The organism is Paraburkholderia sp. EG287B (genome assembly GCF_040965595.1).
In the GTDB taxonomy this organism is placed as follows: domain Bacteria; phylum Pseudomonadota; class Gammaproteobacteria; order Burkholderiales; family Burkholderiaceae; genus Paraburkholderia.
Genome location: NZ_JBFRCG010000026.1, coordinates 63982 through 84517, shown reverse-complemented (window position 1 = coordinate 84517; position 20536 = coordinate 63982). Strand labels below are relative to the sequence as shown.

At 64.9% G+C, this 20536-nt stretch carries 20 protein-coding genes and 1 pseudogene; 9 read left to right on the top strand and 12 right to left on the bottom strand.

The window, feature by feature from the left end; translation table 11 throughout:
* Window positions 1-370 precede the first annotated feature (370 nt).
* From AB4Y40_RS36375 to AB4Y40_RS36360, 4 genes and pseudogenes are all read right to left on the bottom strand, one after another.
* On the bottom strand, window positions 371-946 hold the full coding sequence (locus AB4Y40_RS36375) for a GNAT family N-acetyltransferase (RefSeq protein WP_368691968.1): 576 nt from the start codon (window positions 944-946) through the stop codon (window positions 371-373).
* A gap of 611 nt (window positions 947-1557) precedes the next feature.
* Window positions 1558-2049 carry an RES family NAD+ phosphorylase gene (locus AB4Y40_RS36370; protein ID WP_368691967.1) on the bottom strand — a complete coding sequence of 164 codons (492 nt, stop codon included), beginning with the start codon at window positions 2047-2049 and terminating at the stop codon, window positions 1558-1560.
* Window positions 2049-2477 carry an antitoxin Xre/MbcA/ParS toxin-binding domain-containing protein gene (locus tag AB4Y40_RS36365; RefSeq protein ID WP_069269414.1) on the bottom strand — a complete coding sequence of 143 codons (429 nt, stop codon included), beginning with the start codon at window positions 2475-2477 and terminating at the stop codon, window positions 2049-2051. The genes AB4Y40_RS36370 and AB4Y40_RS36365 overlap by 1 nt, the downstream gene beginning before the upstream one ends.
* Before the next feature lie 143 nt (window positions 2478-2620).
* Window positions 2621-2737, bottom strand: a pseudogene (locus AB4Y40_RS36360) (ABC transporter ATP-binding protein); the annotation flags it as partial.
* Window positions 2738-3123: 386 nt separating this feature from the next.
* On the opposite strand from AB4Y40_RS36360, the gene AB4Y40_RS36355 reads away from it, so the two are divergent.
* Window positions 3124-3762 carry a hypothetical protein gene (locus tag AB4Y40_RS36355; protein WP_368691966.1) on the top strand — a complete coding sequence of 213 codons (639 nt, stop codon included), beginning with the start codon at window positions 3124-3126 and terminating at the stop codon, window positions 3760-3762.
* A 184-nt stretch (window positions 3763-3946) separates the two neighbouring features.
* Here AB4Y40_RS36355 and urtE read toward each other — a convergent pair whose 3' ends face one another.
* The 7 genes from urtE to AB4Y40_RS36320 all read right to left on the bottom strand — a co-directional run bounded on the left by urtE (window position 3947) and on the right by AB4Y40_RS36320 (window position 11280).
* A complete protein-coding gene (urtE, locus tag AB4Y40_RS36350) occupies window positions 3947-4642 on the bottom strand; it encodes an urea ABC transporter ATP-binding subunit UrtE (RefSeq protein WP_368691965.1) in 696 nt (231 codons plus the stop codon).
* 22 nt (window positions 4643-4664) lie between these two features.
* Window positions 4665-5546, bottom strand: a complete 882-nt coding sequence (urtD, locus tag AB4Y40_RS36345) for an urea ABC transporter ATP-binding protein UrtD (RefSeq protein ID WP_368691964.1) — start codon at window positions 5544-5546, stop codon at window positions 4665-4667.
* Window positions 5543-6736 (bottom strand): urea ABC transporter permease subunit UrtC, encoded by a 1194-nt coding sequence (gene urtC / locus AB4Y40_RS36340; RefSeq protein WP_368691963.1) that lies wholly within the window; start codon window positions 6734-6736, stop codon window positions 5543-5545. Before urtC ends, urtD begins: the two co-directional genes overlap by 4 nt.
* 1 nt (window position 6737) lies before the next feature.
* A complete protein-coding gene (urtB, locus tag AB4Y40_RS36335; protein ID WP_368691962.1) occupies window positions 6738-8387 on the bottom strand; it encodes an urea ABC transporter permease subunit UrtB in 1650 nt (549 codons plus the stop codon).
* A 115-nt stretch (window positions 8388-8502) separates the two neighbouring features.
* Window positions 8503-9807: an urea ABC transporter substrate-binding protein gene (gene urtA, locus AB4Y40_RS36330; RefSeq protein ID WP_368691961.1), complete on the bottom strand. Its 1305-nt coding sequence runs from the start codon at window positions 9805-9807 to the stop codon at window positions 8503-8505.
* Window positions 9808-10230: 423 nt separating this feature from the next.
* Complete coding sequence (locus tag AB4Y40_RS36325; RefSeq protein WP_368691960.1) at window positions 10231-10554, bottom strand: rhodanese-like domain-containing protein; 324 nt, start codon at window positions 10552-10554, stop codon at window positions 10231-10233.
* A gap of 72 nt (window positions 10555-10626) precedes the next feature.
* On the bottom strand, window positions 10627-11280 hold the full coding sequence (locus AB4Y40_RS36320) for a protein-L-isoaspartate O-methyltransferase (protein ID WP_321929254.1): 654 nt from the start codon (window positions 11278-11280) through the stop codon (window positions 10627-10629).
* A 287-nt stretch (window positions 11281-11567) separates the two neighbouring features.
* On the opposite strand from AB4Y40_RS36320, the gene AB4Y40_RS36315 reads away from it, so the two are divergent.
* From AB4Y40_RS36315 to AB4Y40_RS36280, 8 genes are all read left to right on the top strand, one after another.
* The gene (locus AB4Y40_RS36315; protein WP_368691959.1) at window positions 11568-12644 is read left to right on the top strand and encodes a LacI family DNA-binding transcriptional regulator; all 1077 of its coding nucleotides are present in this window, start codon (window positions 11568-11570) and stop codon (window positions 12642-12644) included.
* Window positions 12645-12813: 169 nt separating this feature from the next.
* Entirely contained in the window at window positions 12814-14301 is a 1488-nt protein-coding gene (locus AB4Y40_RS36310; protein ID WP_368691958.1) for a sugar ABC transporter ATP-binding protein, read from the top strand.
* The gene (locus AB4Y40_RS36305; RefSeq protein WP_368691957.1) at window positions 14282-15304 is read left to right on the top strand and encodes an ABC transporter permease; all 1023 of its coding nucleotides are present in this window, start codon (window positions 14282-14284) and stop codon (window positions 15302-15304) included. Before AB4Y40_RS36310 ends, AB4Y40_RS36305 begins: the two co-directional genes overlap by 20 nt.
* Window positions 15305-15405: 101 nt before the next feature.
* Complete coding sequence (locus tag AB4Y40_RS36300; RefSeq protein ID WP_368691956.1) at window positions 15406-16374, top strand: substrate-binding domain-containing protein; 969 nt, start codon at window positions 15406-15408, stop codon at window positions 16372-16374.
* A 13-nt stretch (window positions 16375-16387) separates the two neighbouring features.
* Window positions 16388-17437, top strand: a complete 1050-nt coding sequence (locus tag AB4Y40_RS36295) for a sugar phosphate isomerase/epimerase family protein (protein WP_368691955.1) — start codon at window positions 16388-16390, stop codon at window positions 17435-17437.
* Window positions 17438-17462: 25 nt separating this feature from the next.
* Entirely contained in the window at window positions 17463-18611 is a 1149-nt protein-coding gene (locus tag AB4Y40_RS36290; protein WP_368691954.1) for a Gfo/Idh/MocA family protein, read from the top strand.
* 169 nt (window positions 18612-18780) lie between these two features.
* The gene (locus tag AB4Y40_RS36285) at window positions 18781-19104 is read left to right on the top strand and encodes a type II toxin-antitoxin system RelB/DinJ family antitoxin (protein WP_368691953.1); all 324 of its coding nucleotides are present in this window, start codon (window positions 18781-18783) and stop codon (window positions 19102-19104) included.
* Window positions 19101-19388 (top strand): type II toxin-antitoxin system RelE/ParE family toxin, encoded by a 288-nt coding sequence (locus AB4Y40_RS36280; protein WP_368691952.1) that lies wholly within the window; start codon window positions 19101-19103, stop codon window positions 19386-19388. The genes AB4Y40_RS36285 and AB4Y40_RS36280 overlap by 4 nt, the downstream gene beginning before the upstream one ends.
* A 30-nt stretch (window positions 19389-19418) precedes the next feature.
* Here AB4Y40_RS36280 and AB4Y40_RS36275 read toward each other — a convergent pair whose 3' ends face one another.
* Window positions 19419-20528, bottom strand: coding sequence for an ABC transporter substrate-binding protein (locus tag AB4Y40_RS36275; RefSeq protein WP_368691988.1), 1110 nt, complete (start codon window positions 20526-20528; stop codon window positions 19419-19421).
* Window positions 20529-20536: the final 8 nt, after the last annotated feature.

The following is a 20536-nucleotide window of genomic DNA, read 5'->3' as shown; positions in this document are numbered from 1 at the left end:
GGGGCCAGGGGGCCTGTGCGTCAAATCCTATTGCATATCGCGCCGGCGGCCAGCGCTCAGATAGCCTTTTCCGCCGTCAGCAAGTTTCACGAGCCCGCGCGAGGCCACACCGTACGCCTCGGTGCCGATTGCGACCGAACAAACCACTGGTGAGATGACGAGTCCCCCCCGTGGCTGAAGAACGTCACATCAGCCTTCATGCTTACCGCCTGCTCCAGCAGGGACTGGGCCGCTGGACGCATACTTCGCCGGCTGATCCTGGACATTGTCGATCCGGGCGCTCGTCATCCGCCATCTCATCGCTGACGAATGAGATGCCAGAGTGAGCATTACACCGGAACAGCCAGCGCGCGACCGTCGGCATGTCACCTCACGCAGGCAGTGATGTCTGCATTGTCCGTTGATCGGCCCTGATCCGGGAGAAAAGATGGACGTCGTGAAATGCATCTTTCCAGTAGCCCCATTGCCGCATCACACCTTCTTCCACAAATCCCAAGCTCCTCAGAAGTCCAATCGAGGCGTAGTTGTCGAGGTTCGTAATCGCCTGGATACGGTTGATTTGCCAGTGGTCATATGCATGTGCAATCGCCGCGTTTAGCGCTTCGCGCATCAATCCCTGTCGCCATGAATGACGTTCCAATTCGAAGCTAATGCTTGCGGAAAAGAACTTGGAATCGAATCTAAACCCGCATGAGCCAATGAAACGCATGCCGCATTTCGATACGATGGCCCAGCGCACACTTAGTCCTTCCGCCAGCTCTTTGAGCATAGCTGAGACAAGCAGCCGGGCATCGTCGATGCTGTTTAGCGGCGCCAAGTCGTAAAAGCGCATCACTTCGCGATCGGACCAGATTTCGAATATCCTTTGGGCGTCGGACATCTCGATCGGGCGAAGCTGAATCCGGGCTGCGTTAGAGACGTCGACCTCGGTAAAAAGTGGAAGCATTGGTTTGTCGCGCGTTGACTAGCTTCGATGAAAAAGGACCGGCAGAGTGCAGCAAGCTTTCGACACTCGCACAGAAGCGCCCACCACGGTCATAGTTCGCGACTTGCAACAGCATGATCATGAGGCTATCCGAGTGCACGCCTGCAGGTCTGTGAAGCGGGATTCAGACGTGCGTTTTCGGGTTACGCGCGCAAAACACGGTAGAACTGGGCGACTGAATGAAGCATAGCAGCCAGGTCGGACGAGTTTTTCGGCGCCTCAGCGCGGATACTTACCATCTTTTACGAAGACCACTCTATGTAACCTGTCGTAACCAGAGGGCGCATAACGATGCTGCCAGGTCCCTGCTAACGGCAGTGTGGTGATGGAGTGGGAGTGCTAGAAGTCCGCTTGCTGCCAATTCTTTTCGTCGAGCCATTCGCAGCTTTGTCACCAGAGGTCCAAGGCCCCGTTGTTTGCCGTGGCACGGAATGCGGCGCAACGCATTAAGCGCTCCCAGCGGCGCTACTTTGTTGCCCAAGCCAGTCGGACAACGGCCAGTTCGTCTCTGCCTGGTGAAATTCCGAGGTGATACCAGTCTGGAAGATTGCGACCGCACGGTGACTGCGCGTTCAGTGCTGTTCCGGTTTTCCCGGACTCCCTGTTGCAGGTAGAACGAACAGGCGTTCGTCCCATAAGACCGGCAGCGCTTCGGATACGACGATCCGCGCAGCGTCTGGATGGGCGGGATTTACCAGCGCGTTGGACTCGGCACGTGCGACTACAGAAGGCACGATCAGGACCGCGGAGCGGCATTCCTCCAGCCAGCGGTTTCCGAAATCACGTGCGATTTCAGTGGATGGCCCCTCCCAACCTGCAGGCAGTGTGCCGGGGGTGAACCTTTCGACGGGAAGATCATCAGGAACCTGCGCCTCGACCCAGACGTGTGTCTTCGGCACTTTGCCGATCCGTGCGTGTACCAGTACCTCGAGCATGGCTCCTGCGAACGTGAGCGCGCCATAGATCACGGGACGGCCGGGGCTGTTGAATCGACCGCCAACGACCATGGCGCCGGTGCCGCTCCATAGCGGATGCCGGCTGTCGGCAATGCGGAAAATCCTCATCAGGCCGGTAGCCCGTAGAAGAGCTTCCAGAGGAGTTCTTCCACGCGGCGCGCACCCAACTCGGTCAGGGCAACCTCAAGGGGCACGCGCCCCTCCAGCAGGGGATGGGGCGTGGCAAGGAAGGTGCGTGCATCCGCCGGATCGTCCCAGACATAGGCCGCGCTCGCGTAGACCCGTGCGAGGCGCTCTGTCTTCTCCGATTCATCAGGTGTCAGCCTGTCGCGACGGCGCTTGTAGGTTGCCTCAGGGACGATGCGTGCCTGGAGCGCGCGCCTCGCCTCCGCGGTCAGGGCGATCTGTTCGACGCCGTTACGCAAGGCGGATTTGGGCAGGCCTTCTGCGACCTGCGCCTCAAGTTCGGCGATCGAATGGGGCACCGGACTCAGGCCCATGACTGCAGCGATCTTCTCGGGGGAAACGAGTTGCATGGCGCGCTCCCGTCGTAAATCAAATGAGCCTCCATTATAGCTCATTTGATCTCGTCGCGATTAAGGCTAAGTACCCGCTCTCCATCACAGCAAGCTCAAGCCCGGCGCCGCCGCGCATAACGGCAATGCGGGGATGACCGCTGCGTACAGCGCGGAAAGATATCGCGCCCTTGCGGCACATAAGCGAGGCCCTGCGCCAAGCGCGCATGCGTGGGCAGCTTTGTGAGCGCTTCGCCGCGCCAGGCGATCGAGCCATTCTTCATGGGCACGTCTGCTGCAAGCCCCTCACAGGGATCGCGTCGCCCCTTCCATCCCAGACCACGAATCCCTCCGAGCGCACTGCGCGTGCCAGCGCGCGCGTAGTCCCCAGACATGTCGCCGCGAAACTCGCGGCTAAGCGCTACGCCACGAAGCGCGGACGGGGAGGATGGCGCCTGCCTGCGCGGATCCCTGGTTAGTGGCACTACTGTGCGAAAGGCCACAGAAGTTCGCCTGTATGTCCTGCATGGTCATGGGGGAAACGTTCGTGTCGTAACAGACAGGAAATCGTAAACTTTTCTGAAAGCGTTCGTTAAAGATTATTCGGAAACTGCACCACCCCAATTGATGGATTTTTTATTGTCTCAAATTATGATCGGAGACAACAATGTCAGCAATTAATTGCCTTAAACTTATCACTCCTCCCCTGATTACCATTGGAGCCAGGAAATTGCTATCCCCCGAAAAGAAGAAGGTTCTTTTCGATGGCGATGACGCAATGTTCAAGCGACTCACGGCCTCATCGAGGCTTTATTTCGAGTACGGCTGCGGAGAAAGCACGATTTGGGTAGCGCAGAATACCAATGCAAAAATTTATAGCATAGACACGAGCAAGGAATGGATTGATTTTGTGGAGAATAGAATTGACCGGAAAGATGCCACAATCGAGTGGGTAGATTGCGGTGAGCTGGGGCAGTGGGGCGCTCCAATCAATTACCAAAAAAGGCAAAATTTTCTTAGATACGCCAATGCTCCATGGGCAAATCATCAGAACCCCGATATTGTTCTTATTGATGGACGATTTCGCGTTCTCTGTTTTTTAACAACACTGAAATTATCCAATGAAGGGACGAAAATTATCTTCGATGATTACACAAATCGTCCCCATTATCATATAGTCGAGGACTTCATTTCTCGCGCCGACACTTTCGGCCGGCAGTGCCTATTCATCGTTCCCAGCAAGAAAAATATCGACACGAATCTTATCGACCAGATGATTGATAAATTCGAATATGTTCTTTCATAACGCCAGATGCGCAGACCCCAGCGCACAACCAGCGGTCTGTTGCGCTTTGGAAGGTGCCTTGACGTTGCATGCGCCTGAAAGGTGGTTCAGGGCGACGAGCGCCGTCCGGTCCCTGCAGATCCACGTAGAACTTTCGTAAGGCTGCCCGGCATTCGTCGTGGCGGCGGGTCGCCAATTTCAGGCTTCACACCGCGATCAACTCCCGCACCCCGTCCGCATCCATGCTCGCGCCGGCGCCGCCGGCCACGATTTCGCCGCGGCTCATTACCCAATAGCGGTCCGCGATGGCCTTGGCGAAGTCGTAGTACTGCTCGACCAGCAGCACCGTCATGTGCATCTCTTCGACGAGCTGCCGTAACGTGCGACCGATGTCCTGAATGATCGAAGGCTGGATGCCTTCGGTAGGCTCATCGAGAATGAGCAGCTGCGGATCGCTCATCAGCGCGCGGCCGATGGCGAGCTGCTGCTGCTGGCCGCCCGAGAGGTCGCCGCCGCGGCGCGCCTTCATGTCCTTGAGCACGGGAAAGAGTTCGTAGATATGCGCGGGCACGCTTGACGGCATGCGCTTCTTGCTTGCCGCGCCCACCAGCAGATTCTCTTCGACGCTCAGGCGCGGAAAGATATCGCGCCCTTGCGGCACGTAGGCGAGGCCCTGCGCCACCCGCGCGTGCGTGGGCAGCTTCGTGAGCGCCTCGCCGCGCCACGCGATCGAGCCGTTCTTCGTCGGCACGACGCCCATGAGGCAGCGCAGCAGCGTGGTCTTGCCCACGCCGTTGCGCCCGAGCAGCACGGTGAGTTCGCCCTCGGGCACCGTCATCGAGACGTTGCGCAGGATGTGGCTGCCGCCATAGTACTGATTCAGCGATTCGATAGTTAGCATAGCTGATCGGTTGAAAGCGGACCTAGCGGCCCAGATACGATTCGATGACCGCTTCGTCGCGCTTCACGTCGTCGAGCGTGCCGTGCGCGAGCACGCTGCCTTCGGCCATCACCGTGACGCGCCCGGTTTCCCCCGCGAGCGCCGCAACGAACTCCATGTCGTGCTCGACCACCATCATCGAGCAGCTCCCGCGCAGGCGGTTGAGGAGCGTCGCGAGTTCCATGGTTTCGTCGTCGGTCATGCCGGCGGCAGGCTCGTCGAGCAGCAGCAGTTGTGGCTTTTGCATGAGCAGCATGCCGATTTCGAGCCGCTGCTTCTGGCCGTGCGAGAGCTCGCCGGCGAGGCGTCGCGCGTCGCTCTCGAGCCGGATCACTTCGAGCGTTTCCTCGATCTTTGCCTGCGCCTCGCGGCCCAGGCGCGCGCGCAGCGTGGCGAACCAGCCCTTGTCGGCCTTCATCGCGAGTTCGAGGTTCTCCCAGACGGGATGCTGCTCGAACACCGTGGGCTTCTGGAACTTGCGGCCAATGCCCGCGCGCGCGATGGCCGGCTCGTTCATGCGCGTGAGGTCGAGCGTTTGCCCGAGGAACACCTTGCCCGCATCGGGCGCGGTCTTGCCGGTGATGACATCCATCATCGTGGTCTTGCCCGCGCCGTTCGGGCCGATCACGCAGCGCAGCTCGCCCGCGTCGATCACGAGCGAAAGCTTGTTGAGCGCGCGAAAGCCGTCGAAGCTCACGGTCACGTCTTCGAGATACAGGATCGTGCCGTGCGAGATGTCGATCGCGCCGGGTTCGACCACGTGCCCGAGCTCCGCCACGCCGGAGAGGGCGAGTTCGTCGGACTTGAGGGCGTCGTCGAACGGGTTGTGGTTGAGCGGGTCGCTGATCACGCTATGTCCGTTCATGGGCGTTCGCTCCGCGTGGTGATCCGGTTCCGGATGAGTTCGATGAGTCCCATGATGCCGTTGGGCAGCAGCAGCGGCACGAGCACGAACATCAGGCCGAGGAAGAACAGCCAGTACTCGGCGAAATGGGCGGTAAAGAAGCTCTTTGCGCCGTTCACGGCGAAGGCGCCGATGATCGGTCCGATGAGCGTGCCGCGTCCGCCCACGGCTACCCAGATCGCCATTTCGATCGAGTTGCCGGGCGACATCTCGCTCGGGTTGATGATGCCGACCTGCGGCACGTAAAGCGCGCCCGCGATGCCGCACAGAACCGCCGAGACGGTCCACACGAACAGCTTGTAGCCAAGCGGGCTGTAGCCGAGAAACATGAGGCGCGTTTCGCCGTCGCGCACGCCGCTCACCACACGCCCGAGCTTCGAGGTGACGATGGCGCGCGCGCCGAGAAATGCGAGCACGAGCACGGCGAACGTCAGGAGGAACAGCACGGTGCGTGTGCCCGGATGCGTGATCGGCATGCCCGCGATGCGCTTGAAGTCGGTGAAGCCGTTGTTGCCGCCGAAGCCCGTTTCGTTGCGGTAGAAGAGCAGCATGGCGGCGAACGTCATGGCCTGCGTGATGATCGAGAGGTACACGCCTTTCACGCGCGAGCGGAACGTGAAGAAGCCGAACACCCAGGCGACCAGGGCCGGCACCAGCACGACGAGCAGGAGCGCATACCCGAGGTGCTGCGTGCCTTGCCAGTACCACGGCAGCGCATGCCAGTCGAGAAACACCATGAAGTCGGGCAGGTCGCTGCCGTACTTGCCGTCGTGACCGATCTCGCGCATGAGGTACATGCCGATGGCATAGCCGCCCAGCGCGAAGAAGAGGCCGTGACCGAGGCTCAGAATGCCGCAATAACCCCACACGAGATCGAGCGCGAGCGCGGCGATCGCATAACACATGAGCTTGCCAACGAGCGTCATCGCATACGCGGAAAGATGCAGCGCGCTCGCTTGCGGCAGCACCAGCGCGCAAAGCGGCACGCCCACGCCGATCACGAGGATCAGCACGATGAGCGCGAGCCAGGCGCGCGGCGAAAGCAGGGCCGGCCGCGCGGGCAAGCCGAGCGCGAACGTTTCGGCGCCGTCGCCGGAAGGTCGCGAGGCGCCCAGCGTGTGACGCGTGGAAGTGGAAGTGACGCTCGTCATGTCATGCCTCCGCGCTGCGGCCCTTGAGGGCGAACAGCCCCTGCGGACGCTTCTGGATGAAGAGCACGATCAGCACGAGCACGGCGATCTTCGCGAGCACGGCGCCCCAGAACGGCTCGATGGCCTTGGAGACGAGCCCGAGACCGAAGCCGCCGATCACGGTGCCCGCGATCTGCCCGACGCCACCCAGCACCACGGCCATGAACGAATCGATGATGTAGCTCTGGCCGAGATCGGGGCCGACATTGCCGATCTGCGAGAGCGCGCAGCCGCCGAGGCCTGCCACGCCCGCACCGAACGCGAAAGCCCACGCATCCACGCGCGCGGTGCGCACGCCCACGCAGGCGGCCATGCGGCGGTTTTGCGTGACGGCGCGCACGAACAGGCCAAGACGCGTCTTGGTGAGGACGGTCCATGCAATGCCCACCACGATCAGCGAGAACGCGAGGATCGCAAGGCGGTTGTACGGCAGGATGAGGTTGGGCATGACGGTCACGCCGCCGCTCATCCACGAGGGGTTTTCGACCTGCACGTTCTGCGCGCCGAAGATCATGCGCGTGGCCTGAATGAGGATAAGGCTGATGCCGAACGTGGTGAGCAGCGTTTCGAGCGGGCGGCCGTAGAGGTGGCGGATCACGAGCCGCTCGATTCCCGCGCCCACGAGCGCTGCGGCGACGAACGAAGCGGGAATCGCGAAGAGCGGATACCAGTCGAACGCGCCCGGCGCATAGCGCTGCACGAGCGTTTGCACGACATAGGTTGCGTACGCGCCGATCATCAGGAACTCGCCGTGCGCCATGTTGATGACGCCGATGAGGCCATAGGTGATGGCGAGGCCGAGCGCCGCGAGCAGCAGCACGCTGCCGAGCGACAGGCCCGCGAACAGCGTGCCGGCGATCTCACTGCGGCGCTGGATGGCGTCGAGCGCGTCGATGCCTTGCTGCGCGGCGGCGCGCACATCGGCGTCGGGCTCGCTGTACGCGCCGCTTGCGTTCTTCGCGACGAGCGGGCGCAGCAGTTCGTACATGTCGAGGTCGTGGCGCGCGGCGACGAGCTTCGCCGCTTCGAGGCGCGTGGCCGCATTCGGGTCGTGCAGCGCGGTCATCGCCCAGAGCGTGTCGAGACGGCGCTTGAGCGCCGGGTCGGTTTCCTTCGCGCGCGCAGCGTCGATCAGCGGCTTCATGGCCGGGTCGGGGTTCTTGAGCAAGCCGTCAATGGCCGCCCGGCGCATTTCCAGGTCGGGCGAGGCGAGTTGCAGGCCCGAGACCGCGCCCGCTACCTTCGAGCGCAAGAGGTTGTTCAGCGTGATGGGCTGCGCGCTCGATGCAAAGTTCGCGGCGACGGGCTGACCCGTGGCGGCGTCGCGCGCGCTTTGCCCATCCGCGCCATCCTGCACGAGCACTTCGCCCGAATCGGTTGCCGTGACGCTGTCGTCGGCGAGCGCTTTCAGGAGCGCGAGCGAAGCGGCGTCGTGCGTGGCGATGAGCTTGTCGATGGCTGCGGATTTCGCGTCGAAATCGTCGCCGCCGAGCGGCGCGACGTCGGCCGCCTCGAGTGCGTGCGCGCCAGTGCATAGCGCCGTGAAGAGCGCAGCCGCGGCGAGCGCGTGGCGCAAGCCCGCGCGCGCGTACCTCGGGAGTGAGTGAGCCATGGTGCTTTCTTTTTTGGTGCGGACCACAGCGCAACAGACTGAAGTTACGCCGCAGCCCGTAGACAGGGCACGCGAGCGCGCGCCACATTGCGGCGCGGCGCTCGCGAAGACAACATCAGGCCACGCGCGAGCGGCGCAGGAAAGCGGGCAGCGCGTTCGAGGTGACGACATCCGGCTTGCCCGCGTTGCCGGCGATGAACGGGCTCCACGGCTGCGCGCGCACGGCGGTCTTCGTCTTCCACACGACGTTGAACTGGCCGTCGCCGCGAATTTCGCCGATCATCACGGGCTTGTGCAGGTGGTGGTTGCCGTCCATCGTCAGCGTGAAACCCGAGGGCGCCGCCACGGTCTGGCCGATCATGGCCACGCGCACCTTGTCGACGTCGGTGCTCTTCGCCTTTTCCACGGCCTGCTTCCACATGTGGATGCCGACGAAAGTCGCTTCCATCGGGTCGTTGGTCACGCGTTTGCTGCCGCCCGGCAGGTTGTTCGCCTGCACCCAGGCTTCGAACTGCTCCTTGAACTTCGTGTTGTTCGGGCCTTTGACCGACATGAAGTAATTCCACGCCGCGAGGTGTCCCACGAGCGGCTTCGTGTCGATGCCGCGCAACTCTTCCTCGCCCACGGAGAACGCGACCACGGGCACATCGGTCGCCTTGATGCCCTGGTTGCCGAGCTCCTTGTAGAACGGCACGTTCGAGTCGCCGTTGATGGTCGATACGACCGTGGTCTTGCCGCCTTGCGAAAACGTCTTGATGTTCGCGACGATGGTCTGATAGTCGCTATGGCCGAACGGCGTGTAGACCTCCTGAATATCGCTGTCCTTCACGCCCTTCGAGTGCAGGAAGGCGCGCAGGATCTTGTTGGTCGTGCGCGGATACACATAGTCGGTGCCGAGCAGGAAGAAGCGCTTCGCGCCGCCGCCTTCGGCGCTCATCAGGTATTCCACCGCCGGAATGGCCTGCTGGTTGGGCGCCGCGCCCGTGTAGAACACATTGCGCGACATCTCTTCCCCTTCGTATTGCACGGGGTAGTAGAGCAGGCCGTTGAGTTCCTCGAACACCGGCAGCACCGACTTGCGCGACACCGAGGTCCAGCAGCCGAACACACAGGCCACCTTGTCCTGGGTGAGGAGCTGGCGCGCCTTTTCGGCGAAGAGCGGCCAGTTCGAGGCCGGGTCGACCACCACGGGCTGGATCTGACGCCCCATCACGCCGCCGTTCTTGTTGATGTCGGCAATCGTCATCAACGCGGTGTCTTTCAGTGAGGTCTCCGAAATGGCCATCGTGCCCGAGAGCGAATGCAGGATGCCGACCTTGATCGGCCCGCTGCCGGTGTCCGCGTGCGCGAACGGCATGCGCCCCGCAGCCGCGAGTGCGCCCGACATCGTCCCGAGTTTCAACAGACTGCGACGTTTCATTTTTGTGCCTCTTGTCCGTGAGTGAGTCGTGGGCCGTGGCGCGTGGTCGTTTGTCGTCTTGCGCGCCGCCCGGTGTGTGTGTGGCGTGTCTTGCGCACAGCCTTCTGCAAGCGTTGTGCCAGCGCGAAGGTCAAGCGCCAGGCTTGCCCCATAAGGCGCGCGGCGATGCGGGGCGCATCGGCGGCCATGGAACGGGCGGGCGATTGTGGTGCAGTGAGATGCATGTTCGGGCGCGCTGCATCGTCTCAGTGCGCGCATGCATGAAGCGGGACGAACGGTGCGGCTGGGCGCGCTGCATCGTTGTGCATGAGGGGCATGCCGGTGCGGCACGCCGTGGGCCGGAGCGAGCGGCCCAGAAATGACAAAGGGCGCGGCCTGAGCCGCGCCCTCTCGCGCCATTTGGTTAAGCTGGCGTGCGCCTGCTTAGTACGTCGGGACCTTGGGGTCCACCTGACGCGACCACGCGTCGATGCCGCCTTGCAGGTTGAACACCTTCGTGTGGCCGCGCGATTCGAGGAACATCGCCATCTGGGCGCTGCGCGCGCCGTGGTGGCAAATGCAGACGATCTGCGCCTCGTCGTCCAGTTCCTCGCTGCGCGCGGGAATCTCGCGCATCGGGATCGACAGGCTGCCGGCGATCTTTGCCGTTTCGATTTCCCACGGCTCGCGCACGTCGAGCAGTACGGGAGTCTCGCGCGAGGTGTCGGCAAGCCATTCGGCGAGGGCGGGGGCGGTCAGATTCTGCATGGAACACTCAATCGGGTAAGTAAGCCGGGCTGCCGTGCAAGGAACCCGGCGATGCGGCAGGTTGGCAGCGCCTTAGAACTTGAAGCGCGGCGGATGCACGGCGTTCTGCAGCGGTTCGACATACGTTTCGAACACGCCGGCAATGCGGAACTGCTTTTCGTCGATGCGCGTGATGATCTGCGCTTCCATGACGGGCGCGCCGCCCACGAAAGCGGCCAGACGCCCGCCCACCTTGAGCTGTTCGAGCAACTCCTGCGGCACGACCGGCAGGCCGCCCGAGACGCAGATCACGTCGTACGGTGCGTTCGCGGCCCAGCCGCGCGCGCCGTCGCCGACCACGACTTCGGCGTTCAGCACGCCGTTCTTCACGAAGTTCGCGCGCGCGAATTCGGCGAGTTCCGTGTCGATCTCCACGGTCAGCACCTTCTGCGCCCGGTGCGCGAGCAGCGCCGCCATGTAGCCGGAACCCGCGCCGATTTCCAGCACGCTCTCGTGCTTCTTCACCGCGAGTTCCTGCAGCACGCGCGCTTCGACGCGCGGCGCCATCATGTGCTGGCCGTTCGGCAGCGGCACTTCGAGGTCGGCGAACGCGAGGGCAGTATAGGCCTCGGGGACGAAATGCTCACGCTTGACGATCGAGAGCAGGTTCAGCACGTCCTGGTCGAGCACTTCCCAGGGGCGAATCTGCTGTTCGATCATGTTGAAACGCGCTTGTTCGATGTTCATGGTGACTCGGCGTTGTGGTCGGGATCGGTTCGGGTCGAAGCCCGGCGAAAAAGGGCGTCGGGCAATCGGAGAATTGTAGCAAACCGGCTACTGGCCTGGCCGCGCCGCCGGCAGCCCCAGGGGATTCCGGGGGCATTGGCGGATCGGTGTTTGTCCTGGCTACGTGCGCCTTGCGGTTTTACGTTTCTCGTACCAAAAATGTAATCGATTACATTTTGACGCGGTCAAACGGCTCACGCTTCTTCGGCCGCCGCAGGTTTCCGAACCGGTCACCAACGTCTTTGCCCATGTCCGCTCGCTCGTCCAGAACGTCGCCACTGCGGCCGCAGCCGCAAGCCGAAGACGCCAGCGCCGCCACCGCCTCGCGCGGCGGGTCGATCGCGGCGGTGGCGCAGCGCGCGGGCGTCTCGGTCGCGACGGTTTCGCGGGTGCTCAACGGCCATGCGAACGTGCGCGCCGCGACCCGCGAGCGCGTGCTCGCCGAGATCGAGACGAGCGGCTACCGCGTCAACGAACTCGCGCGCAACCTGCGCACCGCCGAGAGCCGCCTGCTCCTGACGATGGTGCCCGACTTCGGCAACCCGTTTTACGCGGAGATCGTGCGCGGCATCGACAGCGTCGCGCGCCAGCACGGCTTTTTCCTGCTGCTGTGCGACACGGGCGCCGACGCCGGCCGCGAGCGCAGCTACTTCGACCTGCTGCGCCGCCATCGCGCGGACGGGGCGATCTGCCTCGACCCGGCGACGGTACAGCATGCGCTGGCCGCCGAATCGACGGCGCTGCCGTGGGTAGCCTGCTGCGAGTTCGATCCGGACGTGGGCGTGCCGTACGTGGGTATCGACAACTACCGGGCCGCGCACGACGCCGTGCGGCATCTGATCGCGCGGGGGCGGCGCCGTGTGGCGCTCATCAACTCCGACGAGCACTATCTCTACGCGCAGCAGCGCCGCGACGGCTGGCGCGACGCGCTCGGCGAAGCGGGCATCGCGATGCGCGACGCCTGGCGCGTGAACGTGAACTGCCTCGACTACGACGCGGGCGCGCAGGCCGCCGCCGCGCTCATGCGGTTGCCGGCGGGCGAGGCGCCCGACGCGATCTTCGCGGTGTCGGACACGCTCGCGGTGGGCGTGGTCAACGGCCTGCGCGGCGCGGGGCGGCGCGTGCCGCACGACGTCGCCGTGGTCGGCTTCGACGATATCGCGCTCGCCGCGCAGATCGACCCGCCGCTCACGACGATCGCGCAGCCCATGCGGGAGCTGGGCGAGACGGCCGCGCGCCTGTTGCTGCGGCGTTTCGCCGACCCGCGCGCGAGCGTGCCGGGCGTGCTGCTGCCGCACAGGCTGGTGGTGCGCGAGAGCGGATGAAACGCAGGAAACGTAGACGAACACATAGCAGGGGAGACCAGCGGTGTTCTGCTGTGCATGGGACCGGAGTCAGGGCTAAAGCCCTGACTCCGGTCGACAGGCGGGCGGCGCAAGCCGCTCGGCGCAACCCGCAAAGCCACAAGCGCCAGTACTGGAGGAGCGCACGCGCATGAGCGTCGCCGTGAAGTTCAACGACATCCGCAAGGACTTCGGTCCCGTGCGCGTGCTGCACGGCGTGAGCTTCGAACTCGCGCCGGGGCGCATTCACGGGCTGCTGGGCGAGAACGGCGCGGGCAAGTCCACGCTTATGAAGATCCTCGCGGGCTACGAGAACGCGAGCGCGGGCGAGATGCTGGTGGACGGCGTGGCGCGCCGCTTCGACGGCTCGCGCGAGGCCGAAGCCGCCGGCATCGTGCTGATCCACCAGGAGTTCAACCTGGCCGAGCACCTGACGATCGCGCAGAACATCTTCCTCGGGCACGAAAAGCGCAAAGGCTGGCTCGTCGACGACGCCGCCATGCGCCGCGAAGCGCGTGAACTGCTCGCGCAGGTAGGGCTCACGCGCGACCCGGACGTGAAGGTGCGCGATCTGATCGTCGCCGAGAAACAGCTCGTGGAGATCGCCAAGGCGCTCTCGCGGCACGCGCGCCTGCTCATCATGGACGAGCCCACGGCCACGCTCACGCCTGCCGAAACCGCGCGCCTTTTCGCGCTCATGACGAAGCTGCGCGCATCTGGCACGACGCTCGTCTACATCTCGCACAAGCTCGACGAGGTAGAGACCATCACCGACGACGTGGTCGTGATGCGCGATGGCCGCTTCGTGGCCGCGAGCGCGACGGCGGGCCTGGCGCGCCAGCAGATGGCGAACCTCATGGTGGGCCGCGACGTCTCCGACATGTTTCCGGAGAAAGGCGCGGCGCCCGAGCTTGCCCCCGTGGCGCTGCGCGTGACGCATCTCACCGTGCCGGGCTGGGTCGAGGATCTGGACTTCGAGGTGCGCGCGGGCGAGATTCTCGGCTTCGCGGGACTCGTGGGCGCGGGGCGCAGCGAGGCGTTCGAGGCAATCGTGGGCTTGCGCCACAAGCAAGCGGGCGAGATCGAGATCGACGGCCGCCCGGTGACGCTGCGCCATCCGCGCGACGCGATGCGCCACGGCCTCACGTACCTGAGCGAAGACCGCAAGGGCCGCGGCCTGCACATGAACCTCACGCTGCAGGACAACCTCACGCTCATGACGCTCGAGCGCTACGGCCATCCGCTGCTCGACCTCAAGGCGGGCCGCCGCGCGCTGGAGAAGGCGGTGCGCGAATTCGGCATCCGCACGGGCGACCTCGACAGCCGCGCGCGCATGCTCTCGGGCGGCAACCAGCAGAAGCTCGCGCTCGCCAAGTTCCTGCAGCCCGACCCGCGCGTGATCGTGCTCGACGAGCCCACGCGCGGCGTGGACGTGGGTGCGAAGCGCGACCTCTATTTCCTGATCCAGCGGCTCGCGGCCTCCGGGCGCGCGGTCGTCGTGATCTCGTCCGAACTGGTCGAGCTGATCGGGCTCGCGCATCGCGTGGCCGTGATGCGCGCGGGCCGGCTCGTCGCCACGCTCGGGCACGAACATCTGAACGAAGAGGAGCTGATCGCTCATGCAACCGGCACCCACTGACGCGGCGTCCGAAGGCCGGGGCGCGCGCTCGGCCGCGGCGCGATTCGTGCACCGGCTCGCGGGCGTCGGGCCGCTCATCGGCCTGATCCTGCTGTGCGTGCTCGGCACGCTGCTCAACCGCGATTTCGCCACCGCCGGCAACCTGCTCAACGTGCTCACGCGCACCTCGTTCATCGGCATCATTTCCGTGGGCATGACGTTCGTGATCATTTCGGGCGGCATCGACCTGTCGGTCGGCTCGATGGCCGCGCTGATCGCGGGCGTGATGATCTGGGTGATGAATACGCTGGCCGCGAGCGAACACGCGTTTGCGCCCCTGGCCATCGTCGCGATCGGCATGGCGATCGCGCTCGTGCTCGGCGCGATGTTCGGGCTCGCGCATGGTTTGCTGATCACGCGCGGGCGCATCGAGCCTTTCATCGTCACGCTCGGCACGCTCGGCATCTTCCGCTCGGTGCTCACCTGGCTCGCCGATGGCGGCGCGCTCACGCTGCAGAACAATCTCGTCGATCTCTACGGGCCGGTCTATTACGCGAGCCTCTTTGGCATCCCGGTGCCCGTGTGGGTGTTCGCGCTCACGGCGGCGGGCGGCGCGCTGATTCTCAACCGCACGGCGTTCGGGCGGCACGTGCAGGCGATCGGTTCGAACGAGCAGGTCGCGCGCTATGCGGCGATCCGCGTCGATCGCGTGAAGTGCGCGACCTACGTGCTGCTGGGCGTGTGCGTGGGCGTGGCGACGGTGCTCTATGTGCCGCGCCTCGGCTCCGCCACGCCGACGACGGGCTTGCTGTGGGAACTGGAGGCGATCGCCGCGGTGGTGGTGGGCGGCACGGCGCTCAAGGGCGGCGAAGGGCGCGTGGCGGGCACCGTGGTCGGCGCGGTGCTGCTCTCGGTCATCGCCAATATTCTCAATCTCACGAGCATCATCAGCGTGTATCTGAATGCGGCGGTGCAGGGCGTGGCGATCATCGCGGTCGCGTTCCTGCAGCGCGGCAGACGGTAAAGATGTCGAAGCAGATCTGGCAGGGCGGTGGGGAAGTAAAAGGAGGCAGCGAAAACTCAACGCAAGAATTGGCGCGGGAGCGCACGATAGGAGACGGCATCATGAAGAAGATGATTCGAACGATGTGTGCGGGCGCGCTGGCGCTTGGCGTAGCGGCGACGTTCGGTGCGGGCGCGGCGCGCGCCGACGACAAGGTCACGCTGGGCGTGGCGATTCCCACGGCCGACCATGGCTTTACGGGCGGCATCGTCTGGTGGGCGAACGAGGCGAAGAAGGACCTCGAAAAGGCGCACCCGGACCTCAAGGTCATCGTCAAGACAGCGGCGAACGCGCCCGATCAGGCGAACCAGTTGCAGGACCTCGTGACCGTCAACAAGATCAACGCGCTCGTGATCTTCCCGTATGAATCGGCTTCGCTCACGCAGCCCGTTGCGCAGGTGAAGAAGCAGGGCGTGTACGTGACGGTGGTCGATCGCGGCCTGACCGACACGAGCGCGCAGGACGCCTATGTGGCCGGCGACAACACGGCGTTCGGCAAGATTCCCGCCGAATACCTCGCGAAGCAGCTGGGCGGCAAGGGCGATATCGTCGCGTTGCGCGGCATTCCCACCACGCTCGACAACGAGCGCTGGACCGCGTTCACGTCGGTGCTGAAGGGCAATCCCGGCATCAAGATCCTCGACGCGAAGTACGCGAACTGGAACCGCGACGACGCCTTCAAGACGATGCAGGACTACCTCACGCGCTTCAAGCACATCGACGCGGTCTGGGCCGCCGACGACGACATGGCCGTGGGCGTGCTCAAGGCGATCGATCAGGCCAAGCGCAACGACATCAAGATCGTGTTCGGCGGCGCGGGATCGAAGGAGATGGTCAAGCGCGTGATGGACGGCGATGCGCTCATCAAGGCCGATGTGTCGTATTCGCCGAAGTTCATCTACGACGCGATCAAGCTCACGGCCGAAGCGCGTTTGCAGGGCAAGGCGTTGCCGCCCACCACGATCATCCCTTCGGTGCTGATCACCAGGGAGAACGCGAAGCAGTTCTACTTCCCCGATTCGCCGTTCTGAGGACGGGATTGCGATGAAGACGATCAAGGGCCCAGCGATATTCCTCGCGCAGTTCCTCGGCGACGACGCGCCGTTCGACAGCTTCGCGCACATGGCCGGCTGGGCGGCCCAGCTCGGCTACAAGGGCATCCAGGTGCCCGCGGATGCGCGTCTCGTCGATCTCGCGCAGGCCGCGTCGAGTGTGGCGTACTGCGATGACCTGCGCCAGCAGGCCGACGACGCGGGCGTGACGATCACCGAGCTTTCCACGCATCTGCAAGGACAGCTCGTGGCCGTGCACCCCGCCTACGACACGCTGTTCGACGGCTTCGCGCCGCCGCAGGTGCGCGGCGATCGCGAAGCGCGCACGGCATGGGCCATCGAGCAGTTGATGCTGGCCGCGCGCGCTTCGAAGAATCTGGGGCTCAGTGCGCACGTGACGTTTTCGGGCGCGCTAGCGTGGCCGTACGTCTATCCGTGGCCGCAGCGGCCGGCAGGTCTCGTCGAAGCCGCTTTCGACGAACTCGCGCGCCGCTGGCGACCGATTCTCGATGCGTTCGACGCGGCGGGCGTGGACGTCTGCTACGAGCTGCATCCGGGTGAGGATCTGCACGACGGCGTGACGTTCGAGCGCTTTCTTGCGGCAGTGGGCGATCATCCCCGCGCGAACATCCTCTACGACCCCAGCCACTTCGTGCTGCAGCAACTCGATTACCTCGCGTTCATCGACCTCTATCACGCGCGCATCAAGGCCTTTCACGTGAAGGACGCCGAATTCCGCCCCACGGGCAAACAAGGCGTGTACGGCGGCTATAGCGCATGGGTGGAGCGCGCGGGGCGCTTTCGCTCGCTCGGCGACGGGCAGATCGACTTCGGCGCGATCTTCTCGAAGCTCACGCAGTACGACTATCCGGGCTGGGCGGTACTCGAATGGGAGTGCGCGCTCAAGCATCCGCACGACGGCGCGCGCGAGGGCGCGGAGTTCATCAAGCGGCACCTCATCCGCGTGGCCGAGCACGCGTTCGACGACTTCGCGGGCAGCGGCGTCGATACGGCGCAGGTGAAGGGCGTGCTGGGCCTCTGAACGCGATTCTCGCAGGAGACACGCAATGACGCGAAGACTCAGGCTCGGGATGGTCGGCGGCGGCGAGGGGGCGTTCATCGGCGCCGTGCATCGCATCGCGGCGCGTCTCGACGACGGTTTCGAACTCGTCGCGGGCGCACTGTCGTCCGATGCGACGCGCGCGCAGTCGAGCGCCGAAGCGCTCGGCCTCGCGCGCAGCTACGCCGACTGGCGCGAGATGGCGAGCGTGGAAGGCGCGCGCGAGGACGGCATCGACGCGGTGGCCATCGTCACGCCGAACCATCTGCACGCGCCGGTGGCGCATGCGTTCATGGACGCGGGCATACACGTGATCTGCGACAAGCCGCTCGCGGTCTCGCTCGCCGAGGGCGAAGCGCTCGCGCAACACGCGCGCGACGCGAATCTCGTGTTCGCGCTCACGCATACGTATTCGGGCTATCCGCTCGTGCGGCATGCGCGCGAGATGGTCGAGGCGGGGGAGATTGGCGAGGTGCGCATCGTGCAGGTCGAGTATGCGCAGGACTGGCTCGCCAATCCCGTCGAGCGCGATGGCGCAAACCGTCAGGCAGTGTGGCGCACGGATCCCGCTCTGGCGGGGCCGGCGGGGTGTCTGGGCGACATCGGCACGCATGCCTATCAGCTGGCGGCGTTCGTGAGCGCGCTCGTGCCGGAGTCGCTCGCGGCCGACGTGCATACCTTTGTGCCGGGTCGCCGCGTGGACGACCACGTGCAGGCCATGCTGCGCTACGCCAACGGCGCGCGCGGCATGCTATGGGCGAGCCAGGTGGCGAGCGGCGCGGAGAACGCGTTGCGGCTGCGCGTGTATGGCACGAAGGCGGGCCTCGCGTTCGATCAGGAGGAGCCCAACCTGCTGTGGTTCACGCCGCAGGGCGGCGAGGCGCAGCGGCTCACGCGCGGCCGCGTGACGGGGGCCGCCGCACGGCACGCCACGCGCGTGCCGCCGGGGCACCCGGAAGGCTATCTGGAGGCGTTCGCGCAGCTCTATCGCGACGCCGCGGCGCAGATCCTCGCGCGCGAGGCCGGCGAGCCCGCGCCGCCCGCGAGCCGGCTGCTGACGACGGTCGACGACGGCGTGGAGGGACTGCGCTTCATCGAGGCCGTACTGGCGAGCAGCGCGGCGGGCGGTGCCTGGCGCAGCATCGTGCGGCCGTGACTGGCCATCTGGATGAATTGAGGAGATAGGGCCTGGCAGTGAAACTTGCGGCATGTTTAACCCACTTCAAAGGTGAAGCATGTCCAACGTCATTCAATTGCATTACACTGCGTATTCGACGAAATCGCCGACGAAATCAGCGGCAACGACCAAACCAGGGAGCGAGTCGATGAACGCAAATGCATTGGTACAGGTTCGCATCGATCACGCGCTCAAGCAGCGCGCGGCTGAAGTGCTCGACAACATGGGGCTCACGGTATCGGACGCCGTGCGCATTCTGCTCACGCGTATCGCGAACGAGGGTGCGTTGCCGTTCGATTTCGCCGTCGATCCGGTGGCGCATGACGCGTGGTTTCGGGCGAAGGTACATGAAGCGCTGAAGGACCCGCGGCCGGCTGTGGCGGATGAAGAAGTGGAGGCGCACTTCGCGAAGCGGCGCGCGGCGGCGGGCGGCGAGCCTGGGCCCGCTCGCAACCGCAAGGCGAAAAGTTGAAGCCAGGCTGGTCGCCGCTCGCGCTGGCCGACCGCGAGGCGCTGTTCAACTTCACTATGACGAGCAATCCGCGCAGAGCGATCGCGTGGGACGAGCGGATTTCGGCATCCGTTCGACGTCTGCGGCTTTTTCCCAACCTTGGCCGGGTTGGCCGCGTGAGTGGCACACGCGAACTGGTGGTCGAATCGACGCCGTTCGTGCTCGCTTACCGGTACGAGAACGAGGCGCTCACGATATTGCGCGTCCTGCATAGCGCGCGCCGCTGGCCCGACGCCATCGATTGAGCGGCGGCAGGGCGCCGCCGCTCGTAGCGTCTATTGCCCCAGATACACGAATTTGCCCCCGCGTACCGTGCCCATCACGCTCGCGCGCTGGTCGAGGCCCACGTGGTCCGTCGGGCTCGTGTTCACCATGCCGTTGGGCACGACCACTTCGTGCGCGTGCTCGAGCTCGCTGCGCAACGCCACGCGGAACGCCTCGGTGCCCGGTTGCGCGGTCTTGAGCGCGCGCGCAACCGCATCCTGCAGGCGCGGGTACACGCCCGCCGCGTCGCCCGCGAATTGCGTGACCGTGCCCGGGCCGTACTTCGCCTCGTAGGCATCGACGAAGGCGAGCGCCGCCTTTTGCGCCGGCTGGTCGGCCGGCAGGGTGCGCGCCACCACCACGGGCTGGGTCGGGAACAGGGTGCCTTCCACGTCCTTGCCGCCCAGCTTGATGAATTCAGGCGTGGCGATGCCATGCGTCTGGTAGATCGGCCCCTTGTAGCCGCGCTCGATCAGCGTGCGTTGCGGCAGCACGGTCGGCGTGCCTGCGCCGGCGATCAGCATGGCGTCCGGTCTGGCCGCCATCAGCTTGAGAATCTGGCCCGTCACGCTGGCGTCGGTGCGGTTGTAGCGCTCGGTCGCCACGATCTGGATGTTGCGCGCCTTTGCGTACTTCGTGAATTCGTTGAGCCAGCTGTCGCCGTAGCTGTCCGCGAAGCCGATAAAGCCCACGCTCTTCACGCCGTGCGCGGCCATGTAGCGCGTCATGACGTCGGCCATGGCGGCATCGGTCTGCGCCATCTTGAAGGCCCACACGCGTGCGCCCTGCTGCGGCTCGACCACCGAGCCCGAGCCGACCAGCGTGATCATCGGCGTCTTGCTTTCCGCCACCGGATCGAGCGCCGCGAGCGCGGCTGGCGTGATATTCGGGCCGACGATCACGTCCACGTGATCTTCGTTGATCAGCTTGTGGATGTTGCGTACGGCCGCGCCCGGGTCCGAGCCGTCGTCGAGCACGATGTAGTCGGCCTTCTGGCCCGCGATCGTGTCGGGCCACATCAGCATGGCGTTCTTGCTCGTGATGCCGATGGCGGCAGCGGGCCCTGTGCTCGAGAGGTCGATGCCGACCTTGATGTCGGCGTGGGCGGCCGGGGCGAACATGGCGGCGG